The organism is Ruthenibacterium lactatiformans (genome assembly GCF_000949455.1).
Taxonomy (GTDB): domain Bacteria; phylum Bacillota; class Clostridia; order Oscillospirales; family Ruminococcaceae; genus Ruthenibacterium; species Ruthenibacterium lactatiformans.
Genome location: NZ_JXXK01000009.1, coordinates 33,104 through 45,917, shown reverse-complemented (window position 1 = coordinate 45,917; position 12,814 = coordinate 33,104). Strand labels below are relative to the sequence as shown.

Annotated in this window: 11 protein-coding genes; 4 read left to right on the top strand and 7 right to left on the bottom strand. The window is 62.2% G+C overall.

Annotated elements, in window-relative coordinates:
- Nucleotides 1-62: 62 nt before the first annotated feature.
- The 7 genes from TQ39_RS08130 to rpe all read right to left on the bottom strand — a co-directional run bounded on the left by TQ39_RS08130 (nt 63) and on the right by rpe (nt 6,202).
- The gene (locus tag TQ39_RS08130) at nt 63-1,391 is read right to left on the bottom strand and encodes a S1C family serine protease (RefSeq protein WP_009323970.1); all 1,329 of its coding nucleotides are present in this window, start codon (nt 1,389-1,391) and stop codon (nt 63-65) included.
- Between the two features lie 145 nt (nt 1,392-1,536).
- Entirely contained in the window at nt 1,537-2,514 is a 978-nt protein-coding gene (gene mnmM, locus TQ39_RS20200; RefSeq protein ID WP_082052173.1) for a tRNA 5-(aminomethyl)-2-thiouridylate-methyltransferase MnmM, read from the bottom strand.
- A 64-nt stretch (nt 2,515-2,578) separates the two neighbouring features.
- Entirely contained in the window at nt 2,579-3,010 is a 432-nt protein-coding gene (locus TQ39_RS08120) for a GNAT family N-acetyltransferase (RefSeq protein WP_009323963.1), read from the bottom strand.
- 173 nt (nt 3,011-3,183) lie between these two features.
- Nucleotides 3,184-3,795, bottom strand: a complete 612-nt coding sequence (locus TQ39_RS08115; RefSeq protein WP_009323962.1) for an Rnf-Nqr domain containing protein — start codon at nt 3,793-3,795, stop codon at nt 3,184-3,186.
- Nucleotides 3,792-4,451: an Rnf-Nqr domain containing protein gene (locus TQ39_RS08110; protein WP_009323960.1), complete on the bottom strand. Its 660-nt coding sequence runs from the start codon at nt 4,449-4,451 to the stop codon at nt 3,792-3,794. The genes TQ39_RS08115 and TQ39_RS08110 overlap by 4 nt, the downstream gene beginning before the upstream one ends.
- The gene (locus tag TQ39_RS08105; protein ID WP_050005175.1) at nt 4,448-5,437 is read right to left on the bottom strand and encodes an RnfABCDGE type electron transport complex subunit D; all 990 of its coding nucleotides are present in this window, start codon (nt 5,435-5,437) and stop codon (nt 4,448-4,450) included. The genes TQ39_RS08110 and TQ39_RS08105 overlap by 4 nt, the downstream gene beginning before the upstream one ends.
- Nucleotides 5,438-5,548: 111 nt before the next feature.
- Nucleotides 5,549-6,202, bottom strand: coding sequence for a ribulose-phosphate 3-epimerase (rpe, locus tag TQ39_RS08100; RefSeq protein ID WP_050005174.1), 654 nt, complete (start codon nt 6,200-6,202; stop codon nt 5,549-5,551).
- Between the two features lie 253 nt (nt 6,203-6,455).
- Here rpe and TQ39_RS08095 point away from each other — a divergent pair, with 253 nt between their 5' ends.
- The 4 genes from TQ39_RS08095 (at nt 6,456) to metG (ending at nt 12,731) form a co-directional block, all read left to right on the top strand.
- The gene (locus tag TQ39_RS08095) at nt 6,456-7,685 is read left to right on the top strand and encodes a carboxylate--amine ligase (RefSeq protein WP_050005173.1); all 1,230 of its coding nucleotides are present in this window, start codon (nt 6,456-6,458) and stop codon (nt 7,683-7,685) included.
- Between the two features lie 42 nt (nt 7,686-7,727).
- Nucleotides 7,728-8,444 (top strand): cysteate racemase, encoded by a 717-nt coding sequence (gene cuyB / locus TQ39_RS08090; RefSeq protein WP_050005172.1) that lies wholly within the window; start codon nt 7,728-7,730, stop codon nt 8,442-8,444.
- A 68-nt stretch (nt 8,445-8,512) separates the two neighbouring features.
- Nucleotides 8,513-10,351, top strand: coding sequence for an asparagine synthase (glutamine-hydrolyzing) (asnB, locus tag TQ39_RS08085; RefSeq protein WP_009323950.1), 1,839 nt, complete (start codon nt 8,513-8,515; stop codon nt 10,349-10,351).
- Between the two features lie 403 nt (nt 10,352-10,754).
- The gene (gene metG, locus TQ39_RS08075; protein WP_009323948.1) at nt 10,755-12,731 is read left to right on the top strand and encodes a methionine--tRNA ligase; all 1,977 of its coding nucleotides are present in this window, start codon (nt 10,755-10,757) and stop codon (nt 12,729-12,731) included.
- The last annotated feature ends 83 nt before the right edge of the window (nt 12,732-12,814 follow it).

Here is a 12,814-nt window from a genome sequence, read left to right as displayed (position 1 = left end):
AGCATGCTGCTCCTCCGCGCGCCCGTGCCGGGGCGCGTTTTCGGTTCGGTCTGCGCCGGGCATCAGCCCTCCGTACGCTGGGTGCTGCTTGCCTGCGGCGTGGATTCCTCCAGCGTGACGTTCGCTGTAACGATCTGCGTACCGCGCACCACCTGCACCTCGATGGTATCGCCCACCGCGTGTTCGCCGATGATGCCCGTGATATCGCTGGTGGAATTGACAGCCGTGCCGTCGATGCTCACAAAGCGGTCGCCGGGCTGCAGGCCGGCCTTGTCGGCCGCTCCGCCCTCATTGACGCTCTGCACATACACGCCCGCCTGGTTTACACCGTACTGGAACGCTGTCTGCGCGTCGTTGATGCTCAGCACCGTGACGCCCATGGCCGGGCGGCCGGTAACATATCCGTTGTTGATAAGCTCCTCGGCCACCTGAATGGCCGTGTTGACAGGGATCGCGAAGCCCAGCCCTTCGGCATTCTGGCCGCTGGACTTGGCGTTGACGATGCCGATCAGCTCGCCGCGCTCGTTGAACAGGCCGCCGCCGGAATTGCCGGGGCTGACAGCCGCGTTCGTCTGCAGCAGGTTCATGGTCTGATTCTCCACGGTCACCTCACGGTCCAGCGCGGAGATGATGCCGTCCGTCACGGTTCCGCCCAACTCACCCAACGGGTTGCCCACTGCCAGAGTGAATTCGCCTACCTGCAGACTGTCGGAATCGCCTACGACCGCCGGTGTAAGGCCCGTGGCTTCAATCTTCAACACGGCAATATCCGTTTTGGAATCCGCGCCCACGACCGTAGCGGGATACTCGGTGCCGTCGCTCGTGCGCACCGTCACCTGGCTGGCGCCGCTCACCACATGGTTGTTCGTGATGATGTAGCCGTCCTCGGTGATGATGACGCCGCTGCCCGCACCGCTCTGGACGTACTGACCAAAGAACGCGTTGGTGGTAACGGCCTCGGTGGTCACCTCCACCACGCTGGGCCCTACCTTGCTGGCGATTTCTGTGACGGAAAGCGCGTCGGCTGTGCTGGCCGTGCCGCCCGCGGCGCTGCCTGTGCCGGACGAGGCCGCGGGCGCCTGATAAATGACGGGGCCTGTGGAGCCGCCCTTGGCGAAGGTGTAGCCCAGATATCCGCCGCCGAAGCCCACGGCGCCGCAGAACACCACGGCGGCCGCTCCCGCGGCGACGCGCTTGCCCCAGCCGCGTTTTTTCTGTGCCGCATGGGGCGGCACCGGCGCGCCGCCCACACCCATTCCGGGCATTCCGGCGGGGCCGGGCGCGCCCTGCAAGGGCGATTCCGCCTCCGGTGCAGCCGTGTTCTGCGCATTTCTGCCGGGGTTGTTATTATTGTAAAGTTCGGAATAGTCGAATTCCCAATTGTTGTTCATAAGTCAACATCCTCCTTCTTTCCTGATGTTGCTTTCAGTATAGGCCATGGGTGTGAAAGAACTATCATACGGGTGTGAAAAAAAGGTGAAACCATGGGCGCGCGGCACAAAAAGGCCGCGGCGTCACACGGAACGCGCCGCCCGTTCACCAGGCCCGCTTTTCGATGCAAACGGGGATGGGCGGACAGCCCGGCCGGCCGGAAAAATCGCGCACAGACACGCGGTATCCTTCCGGCGGCAGACCCGTGAGAAACGCCAGCACCGCATCCTTTTCCGCCATGCCCTGCGGCCCGCCGTAATAGACGCATACCGTCATCACACCGCCCGGCCGCAGCAGTTCCAGCGCCGTGCGCATGGCCGGCACGCTCACGCCCGGCGTGGTGAACACTCCGTGGTCGCCGCCGGGCAGATAGCCCAGGTTGAATACCGCCGCGTCCACACTGCCCGGAGCCGCATAGGCAGCCAGGTTCGCGTGGCTGTCCAGCACCGCGCGGCCCACCTGTCCGCAGCCGTTCTCCCGCAGGCGGGCGTTGGTGTTCTCCACTGCCTGCGGCTGGACGTCAAAGGCCAGCACACGTCCCGCAGCGCCCACCAGACGGCACAGGAACAGTGTGTCATGGCCGTTGCCCGCCGTCGCGTCCAGCGCGAAAGCGCCGGGCCGCACATGCGTCCGCAGAAAGGCGTGGGCCACGGCCAGCGCGTTTTCGCCGTCGCCGTCCGGCGCGCCTCGCACCCATTTTTGGGGGAGGCTCAAAGGGCCGGCAGCGGCGCCGGCTTCTCGCGCGCGGGCGGGCTCTTCCCCTGCGGCGGGCAATGCCTGCTCCTGTGGGCGAAACCCGCACCGGCGCAGCAGCGCCTCCATCGCGGCATTGCCCGGCGGCGTTTGAGTATAAACCGGCCCCGGCCCGGCGGCGCGCAGCGCCCGGCGCAGCAGGAAGGTTCCATACCCCCGTCCGCGCCATTCCGGCGCGACCGCGCAGCCGAAAATTTCCCCTGCCCGAAGTGTCAGCGCACCGATGACGGCCCCATTCTTTTCCAATACAAAAACACCCGCCTCCGGCGCGGCGCCCAGCGCATCCAGCGCGGGAGCGTCCCCGTGGCGGGCAGCGCGCACCTCCAGCATTCGGCACGCCTCCTTTTCTTTCGGGCTTGATACACATTTCTGTGTTCGCAAAAAGCAGCGGCGCCTATCCCTGAAGCGGACGGGAAAAGGCGTGGCGTGTTTTTACAAAGCCCCGCTTTTCCAAAAATTCCTGGCTTTTCAGGTTGACGCGGGCGCAGGACGCCTGCACGGAAACACAGCCTGCGGCCTTGAACTGCGTGGTAAGCGAGACCAGCATGGCGCTGCCCACATTGCGGCCGCGCGCATCCTCCCGCACATAAAACTCATGGATGACACCCACAGGCGCGCATTCCGAAAAAGGGAAACGCACTTCGGTGTCGGCAAAGCCCACCGCCTCCGGTCCCTCAAAGGCCAGCACGATGCGCCGCCCAGTCTGCTCCAGCGCTTGGGCCAGCGCCTGCGCGAACGCCTCTCTGGGCAGCTCGCGGCCCGCCGCCGTACACATCAGAGTATAAAATTTTTCCGCGTCGGGCGCGGAAAGGCTGCGCAGGATCATAAACGCAGACCCCCTTTTTCTGTTCGTTCCCGCGGCGCTGCCGCGCCGCCGTGCCCGCTGTGCCGGCGCGTGGGCCGCTCATGGAAAAAGCCCCGGCCTCCGCCGCAGGGACGCGCCCGGAGAAGCCGCACAGGCCCCCGGCAGCATTCCCCGGCAGGCAGCCGGAGCCGCGGTCAAAATGCCAGCATATGGCCGGTAAAGCCGTAAATGGCCAGAGCCAGGATGCCGATATACAGCAGCGTGATGGGCAGCCCGCGGAACGTGGCCGGCACCGCGTCGCTCTGCAGCTTGCGCTGCCCCTCCGTCACCACCTGCACCGCCAGCACATATCCCACGCCGCTGCCCAGTGCAAAACCCATGGTCTGCACCAGGCTGAAGCTCTGGATGGTGCTGATGAACAGCGTGCCCAGAATACAGGTATTGAATGTGGCCATGGGCAGCACCGCCACAATCTCCCGCGCGCCGTGCAGGCGAAAAAACACCACCACGACCAGCAGTACGATAAAAAACGCGACCGTGCTGCACAGCACCATCACCAGCGGGCGGATATACATGCGGTATGGATACTGAGCCAGCCAGAGGTTGACAAAGTATCCAAGCGGTGCGCTGATGAGCTGGACAGCACACAGCAGCGCGCCGAACGTCAGGGAGTCCACAGTGGTGTCGTCCACCAGCTTGACAAGGCGGGATACGCCCAACGCGCGGGTAAACACCGCGTTCTGGGCAAACACCGCCATCACCGCGTAGGCAAAAAATACGCTCAGGGCCTTCAGCACTTCTATCATAGATGCTCCGCCCCCAGACTCATTTGTTGTTTTACGCTGGCAGCTGCGGCGCGCCACACGCACATGACCAGGGCCAGCAAGATAAAACCGCCGCTGGGCAGCTGCGCCATGGGGAAGAGCGCGTTTTTCATTACCTGCGTCCCCATCAGCGCGCCCGCGCCCAAAAATTCCCGCAGGCCGGAAATCAGCAGCAGCATCAGGATATAGCCCAGCGAGGTGATGATGCCCTTGCGCAGCGCCGTGCGCACACGCTCGCGCTGCGGCCTTTCATACCGTTTGAGTACGATGGGGTCCGCCACCAGCAAAGGCAGGTACAGGCCCAGCAGCGCCAGGTCCGACACCGGGTACAGCAGGCCCATCACATACCGCACGCCTACGAACACGGCCGCGGCTGTGAGCGCATAGGTGAGCCCGCGGAACCGGAAATACGCAAAGCGGCTGAGCAGCGCCGCCAGAACGCGCGTAGGTGTGAGCAGCAGCAGTACCGCCACCGAAAGCATCACACCGTTTTTCAGCGTGGTAGCCGCCACGATGAGCGGCGCGAGCCCAAGCCCCTGCATAATGACCGGGTTGTTGAGAAACACACGGTCGCGCCGGGCGCGCTTTTCCACATCCGCGCGGTGGGGACGCGGGGTCTCGCCGATAAATTCGCTCATGAGCGCACCTCCCTGCGGAAGATCTTCTGGGAGAACAGGCGGTCCAGGTAGCCGGCCAGTGCATTCACCGCCAGCACCGCAAAGCACACGCCCGTGTCATACGAGCCGAAATAACGGAACATCATTGTCATAAAGCCCAGGATCATACCGTACACAAAATGCGCGCGGGTATTTTTCGGGCGCGTCACCGGCTCGTTCACCAGAAACACAGCCGCAAAAACAAGCGCGCCGGAGAGCATCTCGTATTTGAGCGAGAGCAGGCGGATGTCCAGATACTGCCAGGGCAGCTCCAGCCCCAGCGTGTTCACACGCGGGTAAAAAAACGCCACCAGCGCGCAGGAGAGCAGAAAGCCGAAAGGGATGCCCAGCGTGATGTCCCGGCGCATCCACAGGTACATGGCGCACGCCACGAGGATGAGCACCGAAGTGGCGCCGATGGGCCCCGCATAATTGCCGAGGATGAGGTCGAACGTATCCACGTTGGGCACGCCTCCGGCGCGCAGCGTGTGGGAAACGCTCTCCATCACGGTGGCGCTGCCGGTGTCCAGCACGCTCATCGTGGTGAACGGCACGGGATACAAAAACACCTCGCCCGGCCAGCTGACGGCGGCGACGGCATAGCCGAAGGCCGCGGGGTTGAACGGGTAATGGCCGTACCCGCCGAAAGCGTGCTTGCCCAGCAGGATGGCCACCGCCACACTGACGACGACCACATAGTAATGCACGGTGGCGGGCAGCAGCAGGACCAGCACCAGCGCAGAGGGGATGCTGCTGTTTTCCGTTTTGTCGCAGGGACGGTGGCGCAGCCAGGCCACCAGATGGTCGCACAGCATGGCCGTGAAAGCCGCCGTCAGGCACAGCACCGCAGGGCGCGCGCCGTAAAAATAGGTCGACAGTGCCAGCAGCGGCAGCGTCATAAACACGATGTCCCGGTTCGCCTCATAGGCGCTGGGGGGCTGCAGGGGCAGCGCAGTCTCAGGGCTCATAAAAGTCGCCTCTTTTCGTTTTGGGTTAAACGGGGCCGCCGGCGGGCCGCACGCAGGTTCCTTCCGGACGCCCGGCTTTCCGGGCCGGCCCGCACAAAGCCAGGCTTCCGCCTATACGCACGCGGCGCGGATGGCCGACATTGCGGCGGCGGGATCCTTTGCGCCGAACACGGCACTGCCCGCCACAAGCACGTTGGCCCCGGCAGCCGCACACAGCGGCGCGGTGGCTGCGTCAATGCCGCCGTCCACCTCGATGTCCGTCGAAAGTCCACGGCGCTGCGCCTCGGCGCGGATGGCCGCGATCTTTTCCACCGCCGCGGGCATGAACTTCTGCCCGCCGAAGCCCGGCTCCACGCTCATCACCAACACCATCTCCAGCGCGTCCAGATAAGGAAACACCGCCTCGGGCGGCGTGGCCGGCTTGATGCACAGCGCGGCCCTGCAGCCCTCGTCGTGGATGGCCTGGATGGTCTGTTCCACAGGGCTTTCGGCCTCTATGTGGAACGTCAACAGGTTCGCCCCGGCGGCGCAGAACGGCTTTATATATTGCAGCGGGCGCCGGATCATCAGATGCACATCGTAAAAGGCCGGCACGCGCTTTGCCAAAGCAGCCAGAACCGGCACGCCCAGACTGATATTCGGCACGAACGCGCCGTCCATCACGTCCACATGCAGCATATCCGCACCCGCGGCCATCACGGCCTCACAGCTACGGCCCAGCTCCGCAAAGTCCGCGGCCAGGATCGAAGGAGAAAGTTTGATCATACGGCACCTCGTCGGCCTGTCTTCCGCCCGGCCCTCGGACAGAGACAAAGCAATAAGTATTGATATTTTACCTCATTTCAGCCGAAAAAGCAAATGAGGCGGCGCAAACGGGCGATACTGCTTTATAAACGCCTGCCGGCACGGACGCCACAGGCGCCCGCGCCCTGCTCCTTCGCCTTGACAAGCCCCCGTTTGTGCATATAATAAAGTAGTATATATCTGCCCGGGTCACCGGGTCCAAAGGAGCCTTTTGATGCCTGTTTCCGAAACCATCCTGCCCGTGCTCATCGGCGCGGATATGAACTGCTACACGCTGGCGCGCGCTTTCCATGAGGCCTACGGCGTGCGTTCTTACGCCTTTGGCCGCTGGGCCATGGGCGATACCATGTATTCCCGCCTGGTCCGCTTCACCGCCGTGCCGGACATCGACAGCGCGGACACACTGCTGCGCACGGTAACGGATTTCGCCGCCGCACACGCGGACAAAACGCTCATCGTCATGGGTTGTACCGACGATTACGCCAGCCTGCTCATGGACGTCCGGGACAAGCTGCCCGCGAACTGCATCGCGCCTTACATCACGCCGGAGCTGCGGGACAAGCTGGTTTCCAAGGCGGATTTTTACGCTCTGTGCGACAAGTACGGCATCCCCTACCCCAAAACCTTCTGCGCCGAAGGCCCCATGGACGCCGCCGCCCTGTCGCCCGAAGCGCTGGGCTTCGCGTACCCTGTAATCGTAAAGCCCTCCAGCAGCATTTTGTACTGGAAGCACCCCTTCGACGGCATGAAGAAAGTGTATACCGCCGCCACGCCGGAGGAGGCCTCGGCCATTCTCGCGCAAATCTACGGCGCGGGCTACCCGGACATTGTCATTTTGCAGGACAGAATTCCCGGCGACGACAGCTTCATGCATGTGCTGACAGCCTACTGCGATAAAAACAACAGCGTGAAGATGATGTGCCTGGGCCATGTGGGCCTGGAGGAGCACACGCCCAAGGCGCTGGGCAATCACGCGGCCATCATCACCGAATACAATGAGCCGCTGATGACAAAACTGAAAGCGTTCCTGGAGGACGTCGGTTACACGGGTTTTGCCAATTTTGACATTAAATACGACAGCCGGGACGGCAGCTACCGCGTGTTTGAGATCAATCTCCGGCAGGGCCGCAGCAATTATTACGTGACGGGTGCGGGGCTCAACATCGCCCGCTATGTGGTAGAAGACCGCGTGCTTGGCAGCGACCTCGGCCCCTGTGTGATGAATGAAAAAGAGACCTTCTGGCACAGCGTGCCCCGTGCCGTGGTGTACAAATACGTCAAAGACCCCGCCTTTGTGGAAAAGGCCCGCTGCCTTGTGCGCGAGGGCCGGGAGACCACCAGCTTTGGCTGCGGGTACGACCTGCGCTGGAATCCCAGACGCTTCGCCTATTATCTGGTGCACATGCAGCGCTATTTCAAGAAATTCAAGACCTATTACAAATAGAGCTGCGCTCCGGGCGCACCGCATGGGAAAGGAGGCTCCTGTATGGAACAGGCATTGCCCAAGGTGTTGGGCATCCTCGGCGGGCTTGGCCCTATGGCCACTGTTTATTTTTACGAGATGCTCACGCGCCATACCCAGGCCGCGCGCGACCAAGACCACATCGACGTCATCATCAACAGCCGCGCCACCACGCCGGACCGCACCAGCTATATTCTGGGCCAAAGCGCGGAGAATCCCTTCGACATCATGGCCGCGGACGCGGCGCGGCTTGTCACGTTCGGCGCGGATGTCATCGCCATCCCCTGCAACACCGCCCACTATTTTTATGACAGGCTCAACGAGACCATCCCCATCCCCATCCTGAACATGGTGGAGGAGACTGTGCTGGCCGCGAAGGCGGGCGGCAGCGCCCGTGTGGGCATCCTGGCCACCACAGGCACGGTGCGCACCCGCACCTACCAGCGCATGTGCGAAAAACACGGCCTGCCCTGCGCCGTGCCGGACGATGCCGCGCAGGCTGCCGTGATGGATATTATTTACGGAGACATCAAGCAGGGCCGGCCCGCAAATATGGACGCGTTTGAGCGGGCCGCGGCCTCACTGCGCGCGCAAGGGTGCGACCGCGCCATCCTGGGCTGCACCGAGCTTTCGCTCATCAAACGCGACGAGGGGCTGGGCGCTTTTTATCTGGACTCCATGGAGGTGCTTGCCAGAAACGCGATCCTCGCGTTCGGCAAAACGCCCATCGGCTTCGACTGAAGCGCGGCCAACGCCGCCATTATTTGCACCGCGGCTCTGCTCCGCGGCAAACAGGAGGTAACACCTGAATGTGTGGATTCATCGGCTTTTCCGGCAATCTTGATAACAAAGAGGCAATCTTGCAGAAAATGATGGACCGTATCGTCCACCGCGGCCCGGACATGGGCGGCATGTACACAGACGATGGCATCGCGCTGGGGTTCCGGCGCCTGTCCATCCTGGACCTGTCCGACGCAGGCGCACAGCCCATGGCCAACGAGGACAAAAGCGTGGTCGTTGTATTCAACGGCGAGATCTACAATTTTATGGAGCTGCGGCGGGAGCTTGAGGCCAAAGGCCACACGTTCCACTGTGGCGCCGACACCGAGGTGCTCATCCACGGCTACGAGGAATACGGCACGGAGCTGATCTATCGCCTGCGCGGCATGTTTGCGTTCGTGCTGTGGGACGCCAAAAACAAGCGTATGTTCGGCGCGCGGGACATTTTCGGCATCAAGCCGTTTTACTATTACCCCGTCCCGGACGGCTCGGGGCTGGTGTTCGGCAGCGAGATCAAGGCCTTTCTCGAGCATCCCAAATTCGTCAAGGCCGTCAACGAGAATGCGCTGCGCCCCTATCTGACGCTGCAGTATTCCGCCACAGAGGAAACCTTCTTCAAGGGCGTGTACAAGCTGCCCGCGGCCCACTATTTTGTGTATGAGAACGGCAAGATGGACGTGCGCCGCTTCTGGGACTGCGAATTCGACCCGCAGCCGCAGAACTTTGAAGCCTGCGCGGACAAGCTGGACGAAGTGGTGCACGAATCCGTGGCCGCCCACCGCATTGCGGACGTAAAGGTCGGCTCTTTCCTCTCCGGCGGCGTGGATTCCAGCTACATTGCCGCTGTACTGATGCCGGACACCACGTTCAGCGTGGGCTTTGATTACAACAAATTCAACGAGACGAACTACGCGGCCGAGCTTTCGGACAAGCTTGGCATCCGCAACCGCCGCAAGCTCATCACGGCGGACGAATGCTTCGACGCTTTCCCGGACATCCAGTACCACATGGACGAGCCGCAGTCGAACCCGTCCAGCGTGCCGCTGTATTTCCTGGCGCAGCTGGCCCGGGAGGAAGTGACGGTGGTTCTCTCGGGCGAAGGCGCGGATGAGATCTTCGCCGGGTACGAGTGGTATGCCGACACGCCTGCCATGGAAAAGTTTAAGCGTCTGCCGCTTGGCGTGCGCCGCGCGGCGGCGGCTGCCGCCAAAAAGCTGCCTTATTTCAAGGGCAAAAACTTCCTGCTCAAATGCTCCGAGCGCCCCGAGGACTACTTCTTCGGCCAGGCGCTTGTATTCCCGGAGGACGAGGCCAGCGCCGTGCTGCAGCCCGCTTACGACAACGGGCCGCTGGCTCATGAGCTGGCCGCGCCGTTCTACGCCCGTGTCAAAGGACAGGATGAAGTGACGAAGAAGCAGTATCTGGACATGAACATGTGGCTGCCCGGGGACATTCTGCTGAAAGCGGACAAAATGTGCATGGCCCACAGCCTGGAGCTGCGCGTGCCATTCCTGGACAAAAAGGTGCTGGAATTCGCCGAAACGGTACCCGTGGATTACCGCATCCAGGGCACGGACACGAAGATCGTGATGCGCCACGCGGCCAATAAAACGCTGCCGGACGAGTGGGCAAACCGCCCGAAAAAGGGCTTCCCGGTGCCCATCCGCTACTGGCTGCGGGAGGAAAAATACTACAACATCGTGAAGGAATATTTCACCAGCGATTACGCAGCCGTATTCTTCAAGCCGGACGCGCTGATGAAGCTGCTGGACGACCATTTCCACGAGCGCGCCAACAACCAGCGCAAGATCTGGACGGTATTTACGTTTCTGGTTTGGTACAAGCGCTTCTTTGTGGATGAGAAATAACGCGGAAGCGAAAGCAAAAAGTTTCTGGCCCGAAGCGCCCGGCTTCTGGTACGCGCGGCGGCGGGGCCAGCGTTCATTTTGCCGCTGTTTTCCGGCATGCCGCAGGCCGCCGGGCTCCACCGCCCTGCACGCTGGCTGTCGTGGGCGGCGCGGTCCGGATGCTGCTCGCAGGCTGGGCGCATATTTTGCCGCACGCGGCCGGGCAGGCAGGCGCGCGGCCGGTATGCGGCCTCGGGCGCTGGCGGCCCGTGTCTCCCGCAAAAGGCGAAATACGGCGGACGCCTGCGCCGCCGAAACGCCGGGCGTTTAAGCGCCGCGGCATCTTCCGTTTTTCCGGCCGCCCGCGCGGCCCAAAATAAAAAGGGCGCGTTTCATTCGCGCGCCCCGAAAGGGACTGGTACCTATGGAAAATAAAAAGACCTTCTACATCACCACACCGATCTACTACCCCAGCGACAAGCTGCACATCGGCCACAGCTACACCACCGTCATCTGCGACGCCATCGCGCGGTATAAGCGCATGCAGGGCTATGATGTGATGTATCTGACGGGCACCGATGAGCACGGGCAGAAAATTGAGGACAAGGCCGCGGCCAAAGGTGTGACGCCGAAGGAATATGTGGATGAGATCGTCGCCGGCATCAAAGAGCTGTGGAAACTGATGGACATTTCCAACGACCGATTCATCCGCACCACCGACGATTACCATGTGGAGAGCTGCCAAAAAATTTTCACCCGGCTTTACGAGCAGGGCGATATCTACAAAGGCGTTTACAAAGGGCATTACTGCAAGCCTTGCGAAAGCTTCTGGACAGACAGCCAGCTTGTGGACGGCAAATGCCCGGACTGCGGCGGCCCCGTGTACGAGGCCGAGGAAGAAGCCTATTTCTTCAAAACCGGGAAATATGCGGACCGCCTGCTGAAGCTGTATGAAGAGCATCCGGATTTCATTCAGCCTGAAACGCGCAAAAACGAGATGATCGCTTTCATCAACCAGGGCCTGCAGGACACCTGCGTTTCCCGCACCAGCGTGAAGTGGGGCATTCCCGTCCCGTTCGACCCCAAGCACACCATGTACGTCTGGGTGGACGCGCTTTCCAACTACATCACGGCTCTGGGCTACGGCAATGAAACATATCACGATTACGACAAATTCTGGCCCGCGGACCTGCACATCGTGGGTAAGGAGATCCTGCGGTTCCACACCATCCTGTGGCCCGCCATGCTGATGGCGCTGGATCTTCCCCTGCCCAAGCGCGTGTTCGGCCACGGCTGGGTGCTGCTGGACGGCGGCAAGATGAGCAAATCCAAGGGCAATGTGGTGGACCCCGTGGTCCTGTGCGACCGCTACGGCGTGGACGCGCTGCGCTATTTCCTCCTGCGTGAAATCCCGTTCGGCAACGACGGTATCTTCTCCAATGAGGCGCTTATCAACCGTATCAACGCCGACCTCGCCAATGACCTGGGCAACCTGCTCTCCCGCAGTGTGGCGATGATCGAAAAATATTTCGGCGGCACTCTGCCCGCCCAGCGCAAAGCCGAGCCGCTGGATGACGAGCTGGCCGCCATGGTGGAGGCCCTGCCCGCGAAGGTAACGGCATGCATGGACGTTCTGCAGGTGCCGAACGCGCTGGCGGAGATTTTCAGGGTCATCCAGCGTGCCAACAAATACATTGACGAAACGGCGCCCTGGGTGCTGGCGAAGGACGAGGCCAACCTGCCCCGCCTTGCCGCAGTGCTGTACAATCTGTGCGAAGTACTGCGTGTGGCAGCCGTGCTGCTTACGCCGTTTTTGCCCAACACCACGCCCAAAATGGCGCAGCAGCTTGGCCTGACGGCCGAGAGCATGCGCTTTGAGACGCTGGGCCGGTTCGGCGGCCTGCCCGAGCCGTTTACCGTGCACAAGGGCGAGGCGCTGTTCCCCCGCATCGACGCCGCAAAGGAACTGGCGGAGCTGGCCGCCGCCCAGGAGGCCGCGAAGGCTGCCGCCGCGCCCGCTCCGGCTCCCGCAAAACCGGAGCCTGCGGCCGAGCCCATCCGGCACGAGCCGGAGGTGGATTTTGAAACATTCTGCCGTGTGGAAATGCTGGTGGGCCAGGTGACGGCCTGCGAAAACATGAAAGAAAGCAAAAAGCTGCTCAAGCTGACGGTGTTCGACGGCGAACGTGAACGCACCATCCTTTCCGGCATCGCCAAATGGTACAAGCCGGAGGATCTGGCCGGAAAAAAAGTGGGCATCGTGGCCAACCTTGCGCCGCGCCCCATGATGGGCGGCAAATACGTTTCCGAGGGAATGGTGATGGCCGCAGACACTGCCGACGGCGGTGCGTCCGTGGTGTTCTTCCCCGACGACGTACCCACGGGCATGCGCATCCATTAACTTTCTTTGAAAAGAAAGTCCGCAAAGAAACTTTAAACGGGTTTCAGAATACACATGCGCCCCGGAGGCTTCCGGGGCGTTTT

Excerpts from the sequence above, each read along its gene's own strand:
- TQ39_RS08130 (WP_009323970.1), bottom strand. The coding sequence starts at position 1,391 with ATGAACAACAATTGGGAATTCGACTATTCCGAACTTTACAATAATAAC.
- mnmM (WP_082052173.1), bottom strand. The coding sequence starts at position 2,514 with ATGCTGGAGGTGCGCGCTGCCCGCCACGGGGACGCTCCCGCGCTGGAT.
- TQ39_RS08120 (WP_009323963.1), bottom strand. The coding sequence starts at position 3,010 with ATGATCCTGCGCAGCCTTTCCGCGCCCGACGCGGAAAAATTTTATACT.
- TQ39_RS08115 (WP_009323962.1), bottom strand. The coding sequence starts at position 3,795 with ATGATAGAAGTGCTGAAGGCCCTGAGCGTATTTTTTGCCTACGCGGTG.
- TQ39_RS08110 (WP_009323960.1), bottom strand. The coding sequence starts at position 4,451 with ATGAGCGAATTTATCGGCGAGACCCCGCGTCCCCACCGCGCGGATGTG.
- TQ39_RS08105 (WP_050005175.1), bottom strand. The coding sequence starts at position 5,437 with ATGAGCCCTGAGACTGCGCTGCCCCTGCAGCCCCCCAGCGCCTATGAG.
- rpe (WP_050005174.1), bottom strand. The coding sequence starts at position 6,202 with ATGATCAAACTTTCTCCTTCGATCCTGGCCGCGGACTTTGCGGAGCTG.
- TQ39_RS08095 (WP_050005173.1), top strand. The coding sequence starts at position 6,456 with ATGCCTGTTTCCGAAACCATCCTGCCCGTGCTCATCGGCGCGGATATG.
- cuyB (WP_050005172.1), top strand. The coding sequence starts at position 7,728 with ATGGAACAGGCATTGCCCAAGGTGTTGGGCATCCTCGGCGGGCTTGGC.
- asnB (WP_009323950.1), top strand. The coding sequence starts at position 8,513 with ATGTGTGGATTCATCGGCTTTTCCGGCAATCTTGATAACAAAGAGGCA.
- metG (WP_009323948.1), top strand. The coding sequence starts at position 10,755 with ATGGAAAATAAAAAGACCTTCTACATCACCACACCGATCTACTACCCC.